Annotated in this window: 16 protein-coding genes; 6 read left to right on the top strand and 10 right to left on the bottom strand. The window is 69.7% G+C overall.

From position 1 onward, the window contains the following. Positions 1 to 32 precede the first annotated feature (32 nt). Both ACZ7OY_RS34965 and ACZ7OY_RS34960 read right to left on the bottom strand, forming a co-directional pair. Positions 33 to 695, bottom strand: a complete 663-nt coding sequence (locus ACZ7OY_RS34965) for a hypothetical protein (protein WP_472249568.1) — start codon at positions 693 to 695, stop codon at positions 33 to 35. Between the two features lie 84 nt (positions 696 to 779). Further along, positions 780 to 1,955 (bottom strand): ROK family protein, encoded by a 1,176-nt coding sequence (locus ACZ7OY_RS34960; RefSeq protein WP_472249567.1) that lies wholly within the window; start codon positions 1,953 to 1,955, stop codon positions 780 to 782. Between the two features lie 143 nt (positions 1,956 to 2,098). Between ACZ7OY_RS34960 and ACZ7OY_RS34955 the strand changes: the two genes are divergently transcribed. Both ACZ7OY_RS34955 and ACZ7OY_RS34950 read left to right on the top strand, forming a co-directional pair. Then, positions 2,099 to 2,269, top strand: coding sequence for a hypothetical protein (locus tag ACZ7OY_RS34955; protein WP_472249566.1), 171 nt, complete (start codon positions 2,099 to 2,101; stop codon positions 2,267 to 2,269). A gap of 4 nt (positions 2,270 to 2,273) precedes the next feature. Next, on the top strand, positions 2,274 to 2,816 hold the full coding sequence (locus ACZ7OY_RS34950) for a GNAT family N-acetyltransferase (RefSeq protein WP_472249565.1): 543 nt from the start codon (positions 2,274 to 2,276) through the stop codon (positions 2,814 to 2,816). An 81-nt stretch (positions 2,817 to 2,897) separates the two neighbouring features. Here the strand turns inward: ACZ7OY_RS34950 and ACZ7OY_RS34945 are convergent, their stop codons facing one another. From ACZ7OY_RS34945 to ACZ7OY_RS34935, 3 genes are all read right to left on the bottom strand, one after another. Further along, on the bottom strand, positions 2,898 to 4,205 hold the full coding sequence (locus ACZ7OY_RS34945; RefSeq protein ID WP_472249564.1) for a sugar phosphate isomerase/epimerase family protein: 1,308 nt from the start codon (positions 4,203 to 4,205) through the stop codon (positions 2,898 to 2,900). A gap of 83 nt (positions 4,206 to 4,288) precedes the next feature. Continuing rightward, positions 4,289 to 7,834 (bottom strand): ThuA domain-containing protein, encoded by a 3,546-nt coding sequence (locus tag ACZ7OY_RS34940; RefSeq protein WP_472249563.1) that lies wholly within the window; start codon positions 7,832 to 7,834, stop codon positions 4,289 to 4,291. 905 nt (positions 7,835 to 8,739) lie between these two features. Then, positions 8,740 to 9,708: a DNA polymerase Y family protein gene (locus ACZ7OY_RS34935; RefSeq protein ID WP_472249656.1), complete on the bottom strand. Its 969-nt coding sequence runs from the start codon at positions 9,706 to 9,708 to the stop codon at positions 8,740 to 8,742. 291 nt (positions 9,709 to 9,999) lie between these two features. Here ACZ7OY_RS34935 and ACZ7OY_RS34930 point away from each other — a divergent pair, with 291 nt between their 5' ends. Then, on the top strand, positions 10,000 to 10,950 hold the full coding sequence (locus ACZ7OY_RS34930) for an RNA-binding protein (RefSeq protein ID WP_472249562.1): 951 nt from the start codon (positions 10,000 to 10,002) through the stop codon (positions 10,948 to 10,950). Positions 10,951 to 11,112: 162 nt separating this feature from the next. On the opposite strand, the gene ACZ7OY_RS34925 is transcribed toward ACZ7OY_RS34930, so the two are convergent. Genes ACZ7OY_RS34925 through ACZ7OY_RS34915 form a run of 3 tightly spaced genes read right to left on the bottom strand, consistent with a single transcriptional unit; the run spans position 11,113 to position 13,232 of the window. Further along, a complete protein-coding gene (locus ACZ7OY_RS34925) occupies positions 11,113 to 11,406 on the bottom strand; it encodes a DUF1330 domain-containing protein (protein ID WP_326625536.1) in 294 nt (97 codons plus the stop codon). Positions 11,407 to 11,439: 33 nt separating this feature from the next. Beyond that, positions 11,440 to 12,873: an MFS transporter gene (locus ACZ7OY_RS34920; protein ID WP_472249561.1), complete on the bottom strand. Its 1,434-nt coding sequence runs from the start codon at positions 12,871 to 12,873 to the stop codon at positions 11,440 to 11,442. Further along, positions 12,870 to 13,232 carry a MarR family winged helix-turn-helix transcriptional regulator gene (locus ACZ7OY_RS34915; RefSeq protein ID WP_472249655.1) on the bottom strand — a complete coding sequence of 121 codons (363 nt, stop codon included), beginning with the start codon at positions 13,230 to 13,232 and terminating at the stop codon, positions 12,870 to 12,872. Before ACZ7OY_RS34915 ends, ACZ7OY_RS34920 begins: the two co-directional genes overlap by 4 nt. 368 nt (positions 13,233 to 13,600) lie before the next feature. Between ACZ7OY_RS34915 and ACZ7OY_RS34910 the strand changes: the two genes are divergently transcribed. The 3 genes from ACZ7OY_RS34910 (at position 13,601) to ACZ7OY_RS34900 (ending at position 15,677) form a co-directional block, all read left to right on the top strand. Continuing rightward, the gene (locus tag ACZ7OY_RS34910; RefSeq protein WP_472249560.1) at positions 13,601 to 14,023 is read left to right on the top strand and encodes a DUF6153 family protein; all 423 of its coding nucleotides are present in this window, start codon (positions 13,601 to 13,603) and stop codon (positions 14,021 to 14,023) included. 103 nt (positions 14,024 to 14,126) lie between these two features. Beyond that, positions 14,127 to 14,795, top strand: coding sequence for a DUF305 domain-containing protein (locus ACZ7OY_RS34905; RefSeq protein WP_472249559.1), 669 nt, complete (start codon positions 14,127 to 14,129; stop codon positions 14,793 to 14,795). A 297-nt stretch (positions 14,796 to 15,092) separates the two neighbouring features. Then, positions 15,093 to 15,677, top strand: a complete 585-nt coding sequence (locus ACZ7OY_RS34900; RefSeq protein ID WP_472249558.1) for a TetR/AcrR family transcriptional regulator — start codon at positions 15,093 to 15,095, stop codon at positions 15,675 to 15,677. Between the two features lie 78 nt (positions 15,678 to 15,755). Here ACZ7OY_RS34900 and ACZ7OY_RS34895 read toward each other — a convergent pair whose 3' ends face one another. Together ACZ7OY_RS34895 and ACZ7OY_RS34890 are read right to left on the bottom strand one after the other, a co-directional pair. Next, the gene (locus ACZ7OY_RS34895) at positions 15,756 to 18,458 is read right to left on the bottom strand and encodes a heavy metal translocating P-type ATPase (RefSeq protein WP_472249557.1); all 2,703 of its coding nucleotides are present in this window, start codon (positions 18,456 to 18,458) and stop codon (positions 15,756 to 15,758) included. Between the two features lie 232 nt (positions 18,459 to 18,690). After that, entirely contained in the window at positions 18,691 to 19,353 is a 663-nt protein-coding gene (locus tag ACZ7OY_RS34890) for a hypothetical protein (protein ID WP_472249556.1), read from the bottom strand. Positions 19,354 to 19,355 lie beyond the last annotated feature (2 nt).

Here is a 19,355-nt window from a genome sequence, read left to right as displayed (position 1 = left end):
CGGGGTGCTGAGTACGGAGTGGCAGTGCCGCTCTACCGCTCGGTGGTGGAATCCTTGCCGTCGATCTCGTAGATCCGCTCCTCAAGACGCTCGCCGGCCCAGTCCAGCCCGGCGCCCAGGTCGAACCAGTGCCGATCCCTGCGGACGCCGGGCGGGGCGAGGTTCACCGCCGCCCAGGAGAACACCCCCAGAAGGATGGAACGCCCATGCTGCGCTGCACGCACGGACAGCGCGAACGGCGCGGCGAGTGCCGCGCGGGTGACCAACATGATCTGGTCGTCCTCGGAATGTGGACGCATGCCCGTGAGGAACCGGGGCGTTTCAAGGATCTTGACCCACTCGACCACTGCGTCCGCCACCTGGGCGCGCAAGGACTCCTCGATGCCCATGCGGACGGCGGTCGCGGGATCGTCGCCGAGCCAGCCGAGCCAGTGATCAGGATCGGTGAGCTTGCTGAAGTCGTCCTGTGGCACCCCGTGATGGGGGTTCTCCTCGTACTCGCCTGTCAGTTTCCCGTTGCTGTCCACCAGCCACGCGCCGCGGATCGCCTCGGGAGGCACATAGCCGTTCGGGTCGTCGAGATACCTCGCGTCGATCTCGGCGACGCTGCCACCGGGATTCTCAGCAGCCGCGGCCAGCAGCGCGGGCTCCTTCGGTATGCCCCTGCGCCGAGATCCCAGGCCGAAACGCCCCATGCCCCAACCCCCGTTGCCGCTGATCCAGTTGACCGCGATTGTGCCCCACAGGTCAGGACCCCACGAGAAGGGGGTGGGCCGTCATCACGCTTGCTCGAAGGCAAGGTCGCTGGCCAGTACCGCGGCGCCGGTCACGCCGGCGCGCGGCCCCAGTTCGGACAGCACGACGGGCAGGTTCCTGGTCGCGAGCGGCAGCGACCGCTGGTACACGACGCTGCGGATCTCGGCGAGCAGGATGTGACCGAGCTGGGCCAGGCCGCCGCCGATCACGATCATCGAGGGGTTGGCGAAGCTGACCAGGCCGGCGAGTACGCCGCCGACGTGGTGCCCGCCGTCGCGGATGAGCCGGATACACGTAGCGTCCCCCTCCGACGCGCCCTCGGCCACATCCTTCGCGGTGACCGTGCCGGAGGCGGCCAGCCGCTCGGCCAGTGCCGGGGACCGGTGCGAGGAAGCGGCCGCGGTCGCCTCTCGGGCCAGTGCGGCGCCGCTGAACAGCGCCTCGAGGCAGCCGACGTTGCCGCAGGAACAGACCGGTCCCTGTGCGTCGACCTGGATGTGCCCGATGTCGCCGGCGCAGCCGTCGGTCCCCCGGTTGACGTTCCCCTCCTGGTAGATGCCGCACCCGACCCCGGTCCCGATCTTGACGAACAGGAAGTCGTCGACCGAGTGCGCTGCGCCGCCCTGCCGCTCGCCCACCGCCATGATGTTCGCGTCGTTGTCGACGACGGCGGGACAGCCGTGCTCACGGGTGAGGTACTCGCGCACAGGAAAGCGGTCCCAGCCCGGCATGATCGGCGGCGACACCGGTACGCCGTCACGGAAGCTCACGGGACCGGGCACCCCGATGCCGACCGCGGCGAGCCGCTCGTAGGCCCCCTCGGCGCGGGCCTTGGCGAGCAACTCGTCGACCCGGCGGAGGATCGCCTGCGGCCCGGAGCGCAAGTCGGCGGGCTCCTGATACACGGCGACCGGCTCCAGTCGGCCATTGGTCACCTCGACGTCGATCGAGGTGACGCCCAGGTCGATGGCGGCGAAGCGCAGATCGGGGTTCAGTTCGACGAGAGTGGAACGGCGGCCGCCCCGGGACGTGGCCGCCCCGGCCTCGACGGCGTAGCCCGCCGCGATCAGACGCTCCAGTTCGGCGAGCAGCCGCCGCCGCGACACCTCGAGCCGGTCGCCCAGCTCGGCACGTGACAACGCGCCCTCGTCGCGCAGCAGCCGCAGCAGCTCGAAATGCAGCGGTTGTGGGCTTCGCACGAAGGATCCCCTCTGACGCGTTCTCAGCGCATGCTGCGCCATACCTTTCACGATAATGAGTTTCGTCAGGAGCGGTCCATACTTTTCGGCCGCACCACGGGCGCCGGATTCCCCTTTGGCTGGGTATATGTCCTGGTGGCGGAGTGGTTGAGGGTGCTCGGGAGCGGGTGCTGGGCAGGCAGGGCCGCAAGCGGCTGTGCGTCTTCCAGGCCGTCTTGCAGGGCGTCTTCCACGGCGCCTTCCAGAACGTCGTCCGGCGTGTTCGAAAGCGCCTGGTGAAGATGGCCGAGAGCTCATTCTGTGATCCAGAATGATGGAATGGTCACGCTTGGAACTCCCCGTCTGATCCTGCGCCGCTGGCGCCAGGAAGACATTGCGCCCATGGCTGCCGTCAATGCCGATCCCGAGGTCATGCGGTGGATCCGTGACGGCAGCGTCCGTGACGAACAGCAGACTCGCGGCGGGATCCAGGCATGGGAGAGGGAGTGGGAGGCACAGGGCTTCGGGCTGTTCGCCGTGGAGATCCGTGCCACTGGCGAGCTGGCCGGGTTCACCGGTCTTTCGGTGCCCCACTACTTGCCGGAGGTACTGCCGGCGGTCGAGGTCGGCTGGCGGCTGGGGCGTTCCCACTGGGGGCAGGGTCTGGCCACCGAGGCGGCGGCGGCCGCCGTACGGTTCGGGTTCGAGGAGCGAGGGCTGGAGCGGATCGTCAGCATCGCTCAAGTGGGCAACGACGCCTCCGAACGGATCATGACCAAGCTGGGGATGCATCCGGTCCGTGAGACCGTCAATCCCACCGGCGGCCGGCGGGTCCGGGTGTTCGAGTTGTCGTCGGACCAGTACGTCACCACCACTCGTTGACGGCGGGCATGTCACTCCCGTCGCGGCGGCCACAGGGTGCGTGGCCGCCGCGACGGTGGCGGGACGGAGTGCCGGCGGGTGTCAGCCGCGCAGTGCCGTCATGCCGGCCGCGCTGATCCTGGAGAAGCGCAGGGACTGGCCCGGGTCCGAGGTGCCGCCCGGGGCGTTGTCCTGCTCGTAGTTTGCGTTGTAGTGCCCCTTGGCGCCGACGCCCTGGTAAAAGCTGGTGTAGTCGATGTCGCTGCGGGGGTCGCCGAACGGGATGAAGTTGTAGCCGTTGCCGACGCCGGGCGCCTCGCCGGTGGCGTCGCCGTCCTTGGCGTGGAAGAGCTGATAGCGCTGGGGCTGCTTGGCGACCTGGGCGGCCGGCTCGAAGATGTCCTCGACGCGGTTGCCCTCCCAGTCGTAGCGCCACCGCCACTGGTGCTGGGCGACGTGCGCCCAGTACACGTCCATCTCGATGACGCACAGGGCCGGGTCGGTGATGTCGAGATAGTGCTGCATGAGGCGCTTGCCCGACTCGCCGCGTACCTGCGTGGGCGCGATCGGCTTGCCGGTCACACGGTCCTGGGCCACGGTGACCATCGGACCGTCCTGGAGGAAGTTGTACGCCGGTGAGTGGTTGTGGGTGTAGAGGCGGATGTCCCACTGCCGGCTGATCGTGTTCAGCGCTTCCCACTTCTCGCCGGCGACGGTCCACGGCTCGATGTTGCGGTTGCCCGAGTTCGTCGGGTCGTTGCCGGTGCCCATGAACGGTGTGCCCAGGATCGCCGCGAACTCCAGCTCGGTCTGCAGCCGCTCGTAGTCCTGCGTGGCCATGGTGCCGCCGGCGCTGTTCGGGCCGTACCACGTGTTGGGGATGAACCCGTGGTTGCCGATCGCCTCCAGGCCGTAGGCGTCGAGGAAGCCGCGCAGGGTGCGCGCGTACGCCAGGTACGCCGCCCGCGACTGCGGTGTGGTGACGCCGCCGGGCGCCGGGTTGGGCACGTCGCCGCCGGGGTTCGCGGCGTTCTGGCCGTAGCCGGCGAACTCGATCTGCTTGAAGCCGCACTTCGCGAGGAACTCGAACAGCTCCGCCCAGCCGCCGGGCAGCGGCACCAGCGGGCCGAGGTCGGTGGGGTCCTGCGGGAAGTTCGGTCCGCCCAGGTAGCCCATGGTGGGGGCGACGCCGAGCGCTCTGCTCGCCGCGATGCCGACCCGGGTGGGTACGTCGCGCTGGCTGTAGGTGATCGTGCCCAGCTTGCCGGCGGGGATGAGCCGGCCGTTGGCCGCGCTCGCCGTGGCCGGTGTGAACACGGAGGCGGGGCCGATCGGACTGAGCACCGCGGCCACCGCCGCGCCCGTGCCGACCATGAAGCGGCGACGGCTGGGGTTGTTCTTGAAAGCCATGGTGGTCTCTCTTTTCGAAGTGGCTGTACCGGATCGGGGCCGGGGGCCGCAGTGGGTGTGCGGCCCCCGGCCGCGGGATGGTGCTAGGAAGCGCTCACTCCTTGGCCGCCGAACTCGGCCCAGTTGAGGTTGAAGAGGTTGGCGCCGGTCTGGCCGCCCGTGACCGACCGGAACACCAGGTAGACCTTGTGCTTGCCGCCCGGGTCGGTGATCGGGAACTTCTGGCTCTCCCAGCTCCCTGTGCCACCGGTCGACGTGAGGTTCGCCGTGGTGAGAACCGGCCCGTCGACCGAGTCGAGACGGACCTCGACGGCAGCCATCGGGCTGCCCGCGGGAACCTGCGTCGACGTGCTCGCCACCCGGAACGCCAGCGAGTCGATGCCGTGCAGGTCGAACGGTCCGTTCAGGGCGAGGTAGTCGCCGTCGCCGAGGCTGCCGCGATGCTGGCTGCCGCCGGCCGGATCGTTCGTCGTGGCGACGTTGGTGCCGGACTGGTCCAGGGCGAACTCGACCTCCTGGCGCTTCTGCCGGACCTGGTTCTGGGTGACCGTCGTCAGCGCCGGAACGCCGCCGGGGCCGCCGCGGTCGGTGTAGGAGGCGCTGATGACACCGAACACGTTGCCGCCGTGGGACACGTCGTCGGGATCGGTCGACAGCACGCCCGTGCAGCCGTGGACGGACTGCTCCGCGTGGCCGTGGGTGTCGTGGCCGAGGACGAACGTCACCTCGACGCGGCTGCAGTCGATCGTGCCGTCCTCCGGGTCGGTGACCGTCACCGAGAACGGGATGTCGTCGCCGAAGGAGAACAGACCGCCGTCGACCGGTGAGTCGACCTTCACGACGGGCGCGGTGTTGCCGACCGTGATGGTCGTGTTCGTCGAGGCGGACTTGCCGCTGGAGTCGGTCACCGTCAGCTTCGCCGTGTACTGCCCGGGTGTCGTGTACGTGTACTGCGGGTCGGGGTCGACGGAGTCGACGACTCCGTCACCGTTGAAGTCCCACTCGAACCGGATCGAGTCGGCCGCGTCCGGATCGCGCGAACCGGCGCTGGAGAAGTTCACGTTCAGCGGTGCCGAACCGTTCGTCGGCGTGGCCGTGAGCTTCGGGATCGGTGCGCGCTGGCCCTTGACGTAGTCCCACCGGTACAGACCGGCGTCGGGGTTGCTGTTGAAGAAGCCGTCGCCGTAGGCGAGCAGGTAGAAGTGCCCCTTTCCGTCGAACTGGAGGTCCATCGGGTTGTCGCACTCGAACGGCTTGCTCGTGTCCGGGACCCGCTGGGCGTTGAGTCCGGCGCAGTCGAGCACGTCGTTGATCTTGAATACCCGGTTCTTGGAGTCCAGGCGGACCTCCTTGACGGTGTCCCGGGTGAACTCGCCGGCGAAGACCGCGTTGTCGTAGTACGGCGGCAGCTTCGTCCGGTCCGGATTGTCGGGGTCGTAGTGGTACTTGGCCGCGCCGTGCGGGCCGACACCGCCGGTGCCCAGTTCGGGGAACAACCGCGGGCAGGAGGTGGCGCCGGAGCCGTTGTAGTACGCGGCGCACGGCGTACCGATCGGGTTGTCGGCCCGGTTCTCGGGCGTGAACGAGTACCAGATGTCCGGGTTGGTGACCGGCGGAGCGTATTCCAGACCGGGCTCGACGCTGGGCCCGCCGTCGAGGTTCCACCTGGAGTCGTTCTGCGGTCCGCGGTCGGGGTTGTCGCACTCGAACGCCTGGGCAGGGCTGTCCAGCGGCGTCGAGGTGTTGAAGTTCCAGCGGTAGTACGGCAGGTCCTGGCGCGCGCACATCGGCCAGCCGTAGTTCGCCGGCTTGCGCACGATCTCCATCCGGCCGGTGCCGGCAGGCCCGCGGAAGTTCTGCGGGGTCTGCGAGTCGGGCGAGTAGTCGGTGACGTAGGCCACGTCGTTCTCGTCGACCTGGATCCGGAACGGGTTGCGGAAGCCCATCGCGTAGATCTCCGGACGGGTCTTGTCCTTGCCGACCGGGAAGAGGTTGCCCGAGGGCACCGTGTACGCGCCGCCGAACTTGTTCCGGTCGCCGGTCGCGATGTCGCCGTCCTTGACCGCGATACGCAGGACCTTGCCGCGCAGGTCATTGGTGTTCTGCGCCGAGCGGCGGGCGTCGACGAACGGGGCGTTGTACTGCCCGGTCGTGGTCAGCATGTCGTTGAAGGGAGAGAAGCCCCCGGAATTACCGCCGCCGGACGGGGTGTCGTCGCCGGTGGTCAGCCACAGGTTGTCGTGCCTGTCGAAGTCGATGTCGCCCGCGACATGGCAGCAGGCGCCCCGGTTGACCGGAACCCGCATGATCTCCTGCTCGGACCCGACATCGAGGTGCGCCGGTGTGTCCCCGGCGGCGTCGACGAACTTGAACCGGGACAGCTGGAAGTACCCGACCCAGGGATCCCAGACGGACGGCGAGGCCCCGGTGGTCGGCGCGTCCGCAGTCGGAGTGGTCTGCGTGACGACCTCACCGGTCGACAGCTTCACGTCCTTCACGGTGGGGGGCGCGTAGTAGAGGTAGACCCAGTGATTGTTCTCGAAGTCGTTGTCGATCCCCGGCCCGTACATGCCGTCTTCGCTGTTGGTGTAGACGGGGATCTGGGCCAGCACGGTGGTCTTGTTCGACTTGGAGTCGTGCAGGCGGATGCTGCCGCGGCGGTCGGTCTGGATGGTCCGGCCGTCGGGAAGGACGTCGAAGCCGATCGGCTCGTTCAGGTTCGGCGGCGCCGCCACGGCCGTCTGCTGATAGTTGGACAGCACGGTCGCACCGCAGTCGGAGTACACCGGATCGGCCTGGCCGGCCGCCCACTTGATCGCGCCGCCGAGGTGGGAGCGCATGCCCTTCTCGCCGAAGCTGTCGGCGGTGTTCCCGAGCGCGGTGTAGAACGAGCGGCCACCCTCCCAGTCCTTGCACCAGGCGACCGGGTGGTCGTAGCCCATCTTGCCGCCGCTGATGCCGGTGAGATCTCCGCCCCACGACTGCTTCTTGAAGGCGTCCTCGACGACAGTGGCGAGGACATGGCTCTTGCCTCGCACATTGGACTTGAAGTTGTACCAGTCGTCGGTGTGGGTCCAGTACTCCGGCAGGTTCTTCGACGCGTCATGGACGCGGTCGGCGACCTTGATCGTGCCGGCCTGCACACCGGTCCGGCCGGTGGAGCGAGTGCCGAGGGCGTCGGACAGGAAGGTCCAGTCGGGCTGGGCCTCGATCGCCGAACCGATGCCGACGAAGCCGCCGCCCGCGCGGTAGTACGCCTCGAAGGCGTCCTGCTGAGCGGTGGTCAGCACGTCGCCGCTGGTGTCGAGGAACACGACGGCGCGGTACTGCTCGAGGTGCTCCTTGTCGAACTTGCGGGCGTCGTCGGTCACTTGAACCGTGAACCGCAACTGGTTGCCCAGCTGTCTTATGGCGCTCACACCGGCGTCGGTGACCGCCGGGTTCGCGTCCACGGATTTCGTGAAGACCAGGACTCTGTACTGCTTGCCGGAGTTCTCCGGCACCGCGGCGTCCGGTGGGGACGCCGCGGCCGCCGGGACGGACGCTGACGCCAGACCTATGAGCATGCCGCCCAGGAGTGCGAGCAGCGCGCCGAACACGGTGAGGCGGCGGCGAAGGGCAATGCGCATGGAACCTCCTCAGGGGTACGCGAGACCAACGGACCGTCGTGCGGGGACGGCCCGGCCGGAAGGGTGTGGTATGCGCCGGAATATTCAGAACGAGGCGGACAGGTGATCGATCGCAGCGGTGCGGGCGGGACGGGCAGCTTCACGACGTAACGACGTCGCGGCGTCGCGGCGTAACGGCGTAACGGCAGGTGCGTGCACAACGCCGAGCTGCGCGTCAGTGCCCACCGGGATCGCTGGTGAGCGACTGGCTCGGTCCAAGTTCTCGCGGGGATCGTATAGTCGCGAATCGCGCCAAAGATAGAGTCAGTTGCACGAAAGTTTCACCCAAAGGTCCTGAACTTCTGCTCATGTAAACAAAAGTCAACTGATGGCGAGAGGAACGCCGTTGCCCAGCCGCCGATCTCTGCACGTCCGGCCGTCGGGGGAATCGGGGGCCGGTCGGGATGGCCGACTTACTACCGCACGTGGTGCGCACACTCGGCGAAAACCGCCGCAACACCCTCGCCACTCGCCACGAACTTGCGAGTCGGCAGAGCGAGGCGGCGGACCCGGCGGGAGCGGCTGCGGCGCTGGCTGATCTGCTGCTCGACTCCGAACGGGGTCCTCGGTGAGGACCACCCTGACACCCTCACCAGCCGTGACAACCTCGCCTCGCTGCTCGGCGACGCGAGAGACGAAAAAGACCCTGCCCCGCAGAACGGGACAGGGTCTTCACAGAGCGCCGGGCAGGCCTTGCACCTGCATTTCCCCGCAGGAAGCGGGGCGTCTTTCCTTGGACCACCAACGCATCACCCACCGGTACGACTTCCGCCGACCAGCTCAAGATCAATCATAGCGTACGACCGGAGCGGCGCGGCACGTCGGCCACGGGGAGGTCTGGCCGCCCCCCTGGGGAGGCGGGGCCGTCAGCCGACTCGCAGCAGGGTCGTGGCGGGGCGGACGGCGTCGGGGCCGAATTTGGCGCGGATGCGATCGCTGACTTCTTCGGCGGCGAGGCGGGCTTCGCGTGCCTGGTCGAGGCTGATCTGTTCGGCGACCTGTCCGGCAGCGACGAGATCTTCGGCTTTCAGGGTGATGCCGGTGATCCGGCCGCGTTGCAGGCCCGCCGCGTCGATGAGCCGGTATGCCATCGTGCGCAGGTCGTCCTCGTGCGCGGACGCTTCGGTGAGGCGGCGGGTCTTGTCCCAGGTGGCGCCGCCGGCGAAGCGCAGGGTCAGGGTCAGACCGCGGGCCGCCTGACCGCGGCGGCGCAGCTGGAGGGCGAGGGTGACGACCGCGTCGAGAAGGGCGGCGCGGACGGCGGCGCCGTCCAGGGTGTGCTGGGGGAAGGCGCGGTGGACGCTCGCGGTGGCGGGCAGGGCGCGCGGGGCGACAGGGCGGGGGTCGATGCCGCGGGCCCGGTCGGCGGCCTGCCGTCCGGCCCGGCCGCCCAGGAGGCGCTGGACGGTGGCGGGCGGGAGCGCGGCGAGCAGGCCGACGCAGTGGACGCCGTAGTCGCGCAGGATCTCGGCCTGGCGGGGGCCGATGCCGTGCAGGGCCTGGACCGGCAGCGGTCCGAGCCACTGCGTGACCTGGCCGGGGGTGACGGCGAGGACGCCGCCCGGCCCGGTGATCCGGCCGGAGGCCGTGGCCGCGACGGTGATGGTCGGACCGATCCCGACCCGGACGTCGACGCCCAGCCGTGAAATCGTCCGCACCCGCAGCACCTCGCCCAGCCGGACGGCGTCCACCCCGTGGTAGCGCAGCGCGCCCTTCAGCTCCACGAGGGCCGCGGTCGGGGGCAGCGCCTGCACGACCGGCGACAGCTCCGCCATCAGCTCGAGGACCTGCCGGTAGAGGTCCTCCCCCAGCCGGTCCGGGCAGCGCACATGCATCACGCTCGCCACCTGCCGTACTCCCGCCTCTGTCTCCACGGCATCCACCTCCTCCACTCACGTTATCGAACTAAAATTCGAACACGCGAGATGGCGAAGCAGATCCCCGCTGTGACGGAGCACGACAGTTCGCGAGCAGATGTCAGCTCGAAAGCCCGGGCTGCGGTGACAGCGGCGGACAGGAGTACGCGTTCATGCCGAGGGGGCTGACGGCGGAGGTCGTGGCAGGAACCCGGCAGGCCGTTGTCACGAACTACGCTGACATCCCCTTCCAACAGTCCAGGGAGCAGCGTGCCGCCGTCCTTCGCCTACCGGATAACCAAGTACAACCCTGCCGACCGCGACGAGCGTGGGCACTACAACGGCGCTGAGGACACGGTGAGTGACCACGGGCCGGTCGAGGCGTCCTACTTGGAGGCGATCGCCGCCTTCGCGCAGGAGTCGGGCATTGACCGGCTGGAGATCCGTGAACCGGAGGTCACCGGCTTCGTTAACTTCGGCCTGGAGGCGCCGGTTGACGGGCACGGCCTGGCTGGGCTGTTCCCGTCCGACCTCACCGGCTACTACGACGGTGCCGAGGTCTCAGTGCCGGTCGCGCTGGAGTTGGTCCGGGCCATGCTCCGTGACCAGGGCGCCTGGTGCCGGCTGGAGCAGCAGGACACGTTCACCGTGCACGTCGGGTGGGATCAGTACGTGTACGTCGGCAGCAACCAGCCTTGTGAAGCAGCCGTCGCCCGGACCCGCGAGCTCGGCCTGTTTGCGGAACCGATCACGGCGTCGCCCTACGCTGCAGACCTTGAGGAACGAGAGGTGACACAGGCCGCGGACGAGGAGTTCTGGGAACGAGTACGCGCAGAACTGGCCGCGCCGCAGACGCTCCTCCTGGAGGAGGCCTACCTTCGCAACGCCACCCGCTGGCACCGTCTCACCGAGAACAATCTCGATACCGTCCGCACCGTGCTCGGCCAACGGGCGCTCCTGACCATCTGGCCCGACCTCACCCCTGATGTCGATGCGATCCTTGCCGCGCTGCCCGAGGACGAATCCGTGGACTTCGTCTGGGAGGCGGCGAACGGAACGATCCGCCATGTGACCATCGACGAGACCCACCACCAACAGCTCACCACTTTGGTGGCAGGCGCGAGGGCGGCCTGCTCCCTGCCTCTGGCCATCGACGAGCGCCACCCACTGTTCAACGTTGCTCTACCTGACAGTGACGGCGTGCTGCGCGCCAGGTGGTGACCTGGTTCTCCATGTCCTCGTCGCCGGTCCGCGGGTTCGCCTGGAGGGCGAGGCAGGGGCAGCGGCCGGGGCTGCAGTTCATGGTGCCGACCGGCCGCCACCACGGCTTCGAGCCGCTGGAAGGGCAACGTCTGCTTCAGTGAAGATCCGACTGGACCTCGGTCAGTCGATGCCTTCGACGATGCGGAAGTCGCGCTCGACGCCGTCGGAGAGGGCGACCAGCGCCTCCTGGTAGGCCGCACTCTCGTGCGCCGCGACGGCCTGCTCGAAGCTGTCGAACTCGATCAGGACGGTGCGCTCGGCGATTCCGGCGTCGTGCGCCACGACCCGACCGCCACGGGCGAGGATCCGACCGCCCCCGGCCTCGACGGCCGGACCGGCCAGCTTGTTGTAGGCAGCCAGCTTCTCAGGGTCTGAAATGGTGCGGTAGGCGCTGACCCAGTAGCCCTTGGGCATGGAACCTCCAGTGTTGGGATGAGTACATCTGACTTACGGGTTGGTCTGGGACGAGCGTCGGCGGGCGAGAGCGAGGCTTGTCAGCGTCGTGATCGCCATGGCGCCGATGCCGACCAGCGCCGCGGTGGTGTAGGCGCTGTCGTCGGGGAAGAGGTGGCCGGGGCCGGTGCCCGCCGCGAGGATCAGGCCGCCGATGGCGCTGCCCAGGCAGTACCCGACGCTGCGGACGACGTAGTTGAAGCTCATGGCGCTCGACGTCTCGCTCTTGGGGGTGACGGCCAGGATGACGCCGGGCATCGCGGCCGAGAAGCCGCCGACGCCGAAGCCGAGCACGCCCATCGCCGCGAACAGTTCGGCCAGGTCCGACCGGGCCGCCGCGAACAGGGCGAACCCGCCGCCGACCACGACGGCGCTGCCGGCCAGGAGCAGGGGGTCGGTGATCCGCGTCCGGACCCGCGGCGTGAGCTTGCCGGCGACGAACCCCAGCACCGAGAACGGGATGAGGACCAGCCCGGCGACGAAGGTCGTCAGCCCGAAGCCGTATCCGGCGCCGTGCGGCGTCTGCGCGTACCGGGTGATGAGCGTGAGCAGGAGGTACATGCCGATCCCGCCGACGAACATGGCGAGGTTCGCCCCGGCGACCGCCGGGTGCCGCACCGCCCGCACATCGACCAGGGGCGTCGTGCTGCGCAGCTCGATGACGGCCCAGACGCAGAGCAGCACCACCGCGACGACGGCGAGGCCCGCCGCCACGGCGAGGTGCCGGCTCCACAGATTCCGTTCGCCGGCGAGGAACAGCACCAGGAGCAGTGCAGCGGTCAGGACGACCGCGCCTGCCACGTCCACGTGGGCGGAGCGGCCTTCGGGGGCTTCGGGCATGGAGCGCCACGCGGTCAGGAGGGCGGCGGCGGTGACGACCAGGCCGAGGCCGTAGGCGGCCCGTACCCCGCCGAGCTCGGCGAGCAGTGCGGTCAGCGGGTAGCCGACGCCGGCCCCGATGATCGAGACCACCGAGATCAGGGCGATCACGGCCGCGCTGCACTCCTCGGGGAGGTGGTCCCGGGCCACGCCCATCATCAGCGCGGTCAGCCCGAGCCCGACGCCCTGGGCCGCCCTGCCGGCCAGCAGCCACGCGAACGGCAGCGGCAGCACGGTGAGCGCGCTGCCGGCGACGACGACCGCCAGCGTGGCGAGGATCGTGGCCCGCCGGTGCGGGCCGGCTCCCAGCCGGCCCAGGACCGGCGTGGCGACGGCGCCGCTGAGCAGCGCGACGGTCAGCGTCCACTGTGCGCTGCCGAGCGAGACGTGGAACGAGGTCGCCACGCTGGTGATGAGCGGCGTCCCGAGGCTGGCGACCGCCGCCACGACCAGAGCGATGAACATCAGGGCGGGGACCAGCAGCCGCGCCTCGGAACGCGCCACCGGGAACGCCTTCACCGCGACCCCGCCGACCGGCTGCCCGGTCACTGCTTCGGCCCTTCGCGGTCCTGGCTTTCGAGCTCTGCCAGATGCTTCAGCGCCGGAAGGGCCGCCACCAGCGCCTCGACCTCGTCGCGGGTGAGCTCGCCGATCAACCGCTCGAACGCGTGGACGCCCGCCTGGCGCCGCGTCCGGACATAGGAGGCGCCGGCCTCGGTCAGGCACACCAGCGTGACCCGCTTGTCGGACGCGTCGCCCCGCCGCTCGACCAGGCCGGACTCCTCCATCACCCGGACCAGGGCGGTCATCGCGGGCTGGGTGACGCCCTCGACCGCGGCCAGATCGGTAATGCGCCGCGGGCCGGTCCGGTCCAGGGTGGCCAGGGTGGCGGCGGACGTCAGGCTCATGTCCCGGGGCAGGCGTCTCGCGGCCCTGGTGGCCAGGCCGTAGAGGGCTGCCCCGATGGCGGCGGACGCGCCAGGAGCGGTGTCTTGACGACTCATGCTCGAAGCATAACATTTTTATATTCATAGTTTATGTAAATGATCGACCGATGCGGGCGGCCTCGACCGCTGGGGGCCGGTGCCGTCTCAGTGCCCGGCGATGGAATGGCGGCCCGCGTTTCGGCTCAAGAACCGCAGTCGCCCACATCGATGCGTGGTGGACCGGCGCGACGGATTGCAAGCATCGGCTCGTTGGACAAGGGCCATGTGGGATGAGGCGCCCGGCAGAGTGTTCGGCTGCCGGTGCGGAGGAAGCCTCGTACGATGACCCCATGATCTCCAGCGCCCGCACCGGTTCCGGGGCGAGCGCTGCGCGCTGGATGTGGCTGGTCCTGGCCCTGGTCGCGGGGGTGCTGGGCATGCATGCCCTGTCGCCCACCGGTATGCCGGCCGTGGGGCAGCACGACGTGATGATGTCGGCCGAGTCCTCCGGGCACAGCCCCGCGCCTGTCCATGTCGCCGGTGCGGACTGTCGGCATCTGTCCGATGCGGGCGACAGCGGCATGGCCATGGACCACGCCGGCGGGACATGCGCGGCAGGCGGTACGTCCACCGCTTATGTGCCGCCCGCCTTGATGCCCGGTCCGGCTGTTCCTGTCGAAGCTGCCGCGGCCGTCGGCGGCGGCACGGCTGCCGGGTCGGTTGACGGCCGCGCACCGCCCGACCTTTCCGAGTTGCAGCTCCTGCGGATCTAGAGGCTCCCGCACGGCACCCTCCTGACGGGGTGGCGTGCTCCGGCCTGCATGCATCCGTTCCTCCCGCGCGTGGGCGCGGGCACTTCAAGGAGTTGTACCTCTCATGGCATCTCGCCGTTCCCTCCTCCGCCGGACTGCGGCCCTGGCCGCCACCGTCACCGCAGCAGTGGTGCTGGCCGCCTGCGGCAGCAGCGATTCCTCCTCCTCGCCGTCGGGTCACACCGGCCACGACACGGGAGCGACGTCCGCTGCCGGCGCCTCGGACACCGCTTCCGCCGCGCAGGGCAGCCACAACGCGCAGGACGTCTCGTTCGCCCAGGGGATGATCCCCCACCACCGGCAGGCCGTGGCCATGGCCGACCTGGCCGCCTCGCGGGCGAAGTCCCAGCAGGTCAAGGATCTGGCCGCGAAGATCGCACAGGCGCAGGATCCGGAGATCGACACCATGTCCGGCTGGCTGAAGGCCTGGGATGCGAAGGTCCCGGCCGCCGACATGTCCGGCATGGAGAGCATGCCGGGCATGGACCATTCCGATTCCGAGATGCCGGGCATGATGTCGGGCGACGACATGGACAAGCTGAAGGGTCTGTCCGGTGACGCCTTCGACAAGGCGTTCCTGCAGCTGATGGTCAGCCATCACGACGGGGCGATCGCGATGGCGAAGACCGAGCAGGCCAAGGGCGCCTACGGTCCCGCCGTGACGATGGCGAAGTCGATCGTCACCTCGCAGTCGTCCGAGATCACCGGCATGAACAAGATGCTCGGCAATTGACATGCTCCTCGCCCTGAAGGGCGAGGATTCTGGCCTTCCCTGACTGGTTGCCGTGCCGCTACGCGGCACGGTTTCCGGTCGGGAATCCGTGGCTTCCTGTTTCTTCGCGCTGTGCCAGAACGGGTTCTGGTCCTACCTGCGCTCCGCAGGCCGGCGGGTTTCTGCGGTCGGCATGACCGTTCCTTTCTCCGGTACGGGCCCTGCGTCACAGGCGGGTCAGGCCGCTCAGATTTATCGAGACACTTTGTCTCTATCAAGACACAGCGTCTCGACCTCGTCGTTGCGTATCCTTGAGCTATGCCGAAGCTGTGGGACGAGACGATGGACGCGCATCGCCGCGCCGTGCAGGACGCCGTCATGGAGAAGACCGTCGCGCTCGTGGGCGAGCACGGTCTGGCGTCGGTGACGATGTCGCAGATCGCGAAGGAGGCCGGGATCGGGCGCGCGACGCTGTACAAGTACTTCCCGGACGTCCAGTCGATCCTGATCACCTGGCACGAGCGTCACGTCGCAGCCCACCTGAACCAGCTGTCCCGGGCCCGGGACCACGCGGGCGGGCCCGTGGCCCGGCTCGAAGCAGTGCTGCGCGGGTACGCCCACATCACGTACAAGCGGCCCCAGGACGGAGAGGTCGCCGCCTTCGTCCACCGGGACCAGCACGTCATCGAGGCTCAGCAGCAGCTGCACCAGCTGGTGCGCGAGGTCATCGCCGAAGCCGGCAAGGCGGGCGCGGTCCGCGACGACGTCTCCCCGGGCGAGCTGGCCGACTACTGCCTGCACGCCCTGTCCGCCGCAGGGGGGCTGTCATCGGAGGCAGCCGTGCACCGTCTCGTCGACGTCACCCTCTCCGGGCTCCGGCCGTCGCATGGGGAGAGCAGCTGATCCGCGAGCCATCACTGACAGCACAGCCGACGCGAGCGGGCGCGTGAACGCGCGGCCCGTCAGGGGTGGCTGCGGCGGTCATCGATGATCGTCGTCGGTCCGGGAAGCCGGGTCGTACTCAGCGCCTGCCAACTCAGTGCCTGTCGCCCCGCTGCCCGCCGACTCAGTGCCCGCGCACTCAGTGCCAGCCGAGACGGCCGTGCTCCCGGCAGCCGGGGTCCGGTCGTCGGCTGCGGACTCGACCAGAGGCTGGACACGAGCGGGCCGGATGCCGGGCAGCGGCTGGGCGTGCCAGCGGCGCAGCCGGGAGGAGTTGGTGACGACCGACAGTGAGCTGAGTGCCATGGCTGCCGCGGCGATGATCGGGCTGAGCCGGATGCCCCAGAGCGGATACAGCGCGCCGGCGGCGAGGGGGATGCCGACGGCGTTGTAGACCAGGGCGAAGAACAGGTTCTGCCGGATGTTGCGCATCGTGGCCCGCGAGAGCCGGATCGCGGTGACGACCCCGCCGAGCGAGCCGGAGATCAAGGTGATGTCGGCGGCTTCGATGGCGACATCGGTTCCGGTGCCGATGGCCAGGCCGACGTCGGCGGCAGCCAGGGCGGGGGCGTCGTTGATGCCGTCGCCGACCATGCCGACGGTCCGGCCCTCGCCCTGCAGACGCCGGATCTCGTCGGCCTTGTGCTCGGGCAGCACCTCGGCCAGCACCCGTCCGATGCCGACCTGGGCGGCGATCGCGGCGGCTGTGCGGGCGTTGTCCCCGGTGAGCATGACGACGTCGACATCCATCTGCTGCAGGGCCGCGATGGCTGCCGCGGAGTCCTCCTTGACGGTGTCGGCCACCGCGAGCACACCGGCGGGCCGTCGGTCCACCGCGGCGAGGACGGGAGTCCTGCCCTCGGCCGACAGATCGGCGGCGACGGGGGCCAGGGCGGTGGTGTCGATGCCTACGTCGTCCAGCAGCCGGGCCGTGCCGACCAGCACGGCGTGCCCTTCGACGGTGGCCTGGACGCCCTTGCCGGTGATCGAGTCGAAGCCGGTCGCCGCCACCGGGTGGTGACCACGGTCGCGCGCGCCGTTGACGATGGCCTGCGCGAGCGGATGTTCGCTGTCTGCCTCGGCTGCGGCCACCAGCCGCAGCAGGGCGGTCTCGTCGAATCCGCCGGCCGGGTGGACGTCGGTCAGGACGGGCTTGCCCGCGGTCACCGTGCCGGTCTTGTCCAGTACGACGGTGTCCAGCTTGTGCGCTGTCTCCAGGGCTTCGGCCGAGCGGATCAGGATGCCGGCCCGGGCGCCCTTGCCGGTGCCGACCATCACCGACAGCGGCGTGGCCAGACCCAGTGCGCACGGGCAGGCGATGATCAGCACGGCGACCGCGGAGACGAGCGCCAGGGTCAGCGCGGGTGCGGGGCCCAGGGTGAACCAGAGCGCGAAGGTGCCGATCGCGACCGCGATCACCGCGGGCACGAAGTACGCGGACACCGCGTCGGCGAGGCGCTGGATGGGGGCCTTGGAGGCCTGGGCCTGCTGCACCATGCGGACGATCTGGGCGAGCATGGTGTCGGCGCCGACCTTGGCGGCCCGCACCCGCAGGGACCCGGTGCCGTTGACGGTGGCGCCGATGACCGTGTCCCCCGTGTGCTTGGTGACAGGCATCGGCTCGCCGGTGACCATGGATTCGTCGACCGCGGAGGAGCCGGACAGGACCGATGCGTCCACCGGGATCTTCTCGCCCGGCCGGATGACGAGCTCGTCGCCGACCACGACGTCCTCGATGGGGACCTCGCTCTCGGTTCCGTCCCGTACGACGTGTGCGGTGCGCGCCTGCAGGCCCAGCAGGGCGCGGATGGCCTCGCCCGTGCCGGCCTTCGCCCGGGCTTCCATCAGCCGCCCGAGCAGGATCAGGGTCAGGATGACACCGACGGCTTCGAAATAGACCTCCCGTACGTCCTTCGGCAGCAGCCCGGGAGCGAGGGTGACCAGGAGGCTGTAACCGTAGGCCGCCGACGTACCGAGAGTGATCAGGGAGTTCATGTCGGCGGCCCGGTGGCGCAGGGTCAGCCAGCCCGTCACGTGGATCGGCCACCCGGTGTAGAACATCACCGGCGTGATCAGCGCCAGCTGCACCCAGTGGTCGAGCATCCAGCCGGGCACCCATGTGGCGCCGAACAGTTCGTACGCCATCACCGCGAACAGCACCGGAGCGGTGAGCACGGCGCCCACCGCGACCCTCCCGGTGAGGTCCTTGATCTCCGCCTGCCGCTCGGCGGCGTCCGCGGCCTCCGACTCGGCCGCCGTGCGCTCGTCACCCGCCGACGGCCCACCCGTGGCAGCAGGAGGAGCAGGTGGACGTTGAGGTGCGGCAGCCGCGGCACGCGCGTCCGACGTGGATGCTGTCGAATCGTCCGCGGGCTCGACCAGCAGCGTGCCGTGGATCATGTTCATCCCGCAGGCGAAGCCGAAGGAGCCCGGCCGGTCCGGGTGCAGCCGCACGGTGGTACGGGTGTGGGCGGGCAGACCCGCACCGACCTTCAGGTCGGGGAAAACCACGCGGGAGGTGCATTCGCCGGCTTCCTGCCGGTCGAAGACCAGCTCCACCGGCATGCCCTGGCGGACCTTGATCAGATCCGGGCTGTAGCCGCCCCGGACCGTCACGTCCACTCGCTGTACCCCGCCTTCCAGCCGGGCGAGACCGGCACGGCGCGGGCCGAAGAAGTACCAGCCCAGCGCACCGATCAGCAGAGCCGATACCAGGACGACGGTGATGTCGAGGGCACCCATGGGCAGCTCGCCTCCCTTGCCGCTCCCCCTCTCCAGCCTGCGCCCGATCCGTGGGATGCGTGCCCGCGGGCACGCGCCCTGCCCGGCCGAGCCCGGCAATGAACGCCGGGCCGAGCGCCCGGGACCCCGGACGGATGGCCCAGAACTTACGGAACGCTCCCCCGGATCGCCCGCCCCGGGCCGAGCGGCGCGCCGGTGTCCTCGATCTGCCGCGACCGCACCGGGCGCGTGATCAGGCGCTCTTCGCCGCCGGTGAACCGGCCGGGCAGAGGGTGCGAGCAGCCGTACGCGCAGCGGCGTCCGGCTTCCAGAAGGGGTCGCCGGTCACGCGATCGTCGCAGGACAGGAACCCGCCGCCGAGCGTCTCCCACGTCACCACATACCCCTTGACCGGCTTGGCACCGCCACCCTGGCAGGTGTACGTGAAGTCGGCCTCGACCAGGCCAACCGAGCCCCACGCGTAGTAGGACCCCTTGAGGTCCCCGATGTTGTAGTAGAAGTCGGTGGGCGTCTCCTCCGGCATCGCCGACTCCGACGGGTCCGCGAGCGGCTCGTCCGTCCCGAGATACCGGCCGAGGGCCTTGATGGCGTCCGCCGCGCGGACCCCGGGTCCCGTGGACATCACATGGGGCTTGTAGCTGACGCCCTTCAACGGCTTGATCACGCCCGAGACGGAGTCCGTCTTCCTCTTCAGCGTGATCGGATCGGCGAGCCCGGTCAGCTTCTGCTCGCGCACGACACCGGACCAGGCGTACGTGCCGTGCGCGCACGCGGCGGCGGCCGCGTGCCCCTCGTCGCCGTAGCCCCCGGTACCGCCGGCGTAGGCGGCGGTGCACAGGAAGAGGACCGCCGCGGCAAGTCCCACCGCAGTGCTCGCGAGTGTGTGCCGCCGCATGC

It is taken from the genome of Streptomyces sp. NPDC107559, from assembly GCF_055657365.1.
This window is presented reverse-complemented; position numbering and strand designations above follow the sequence as displayed.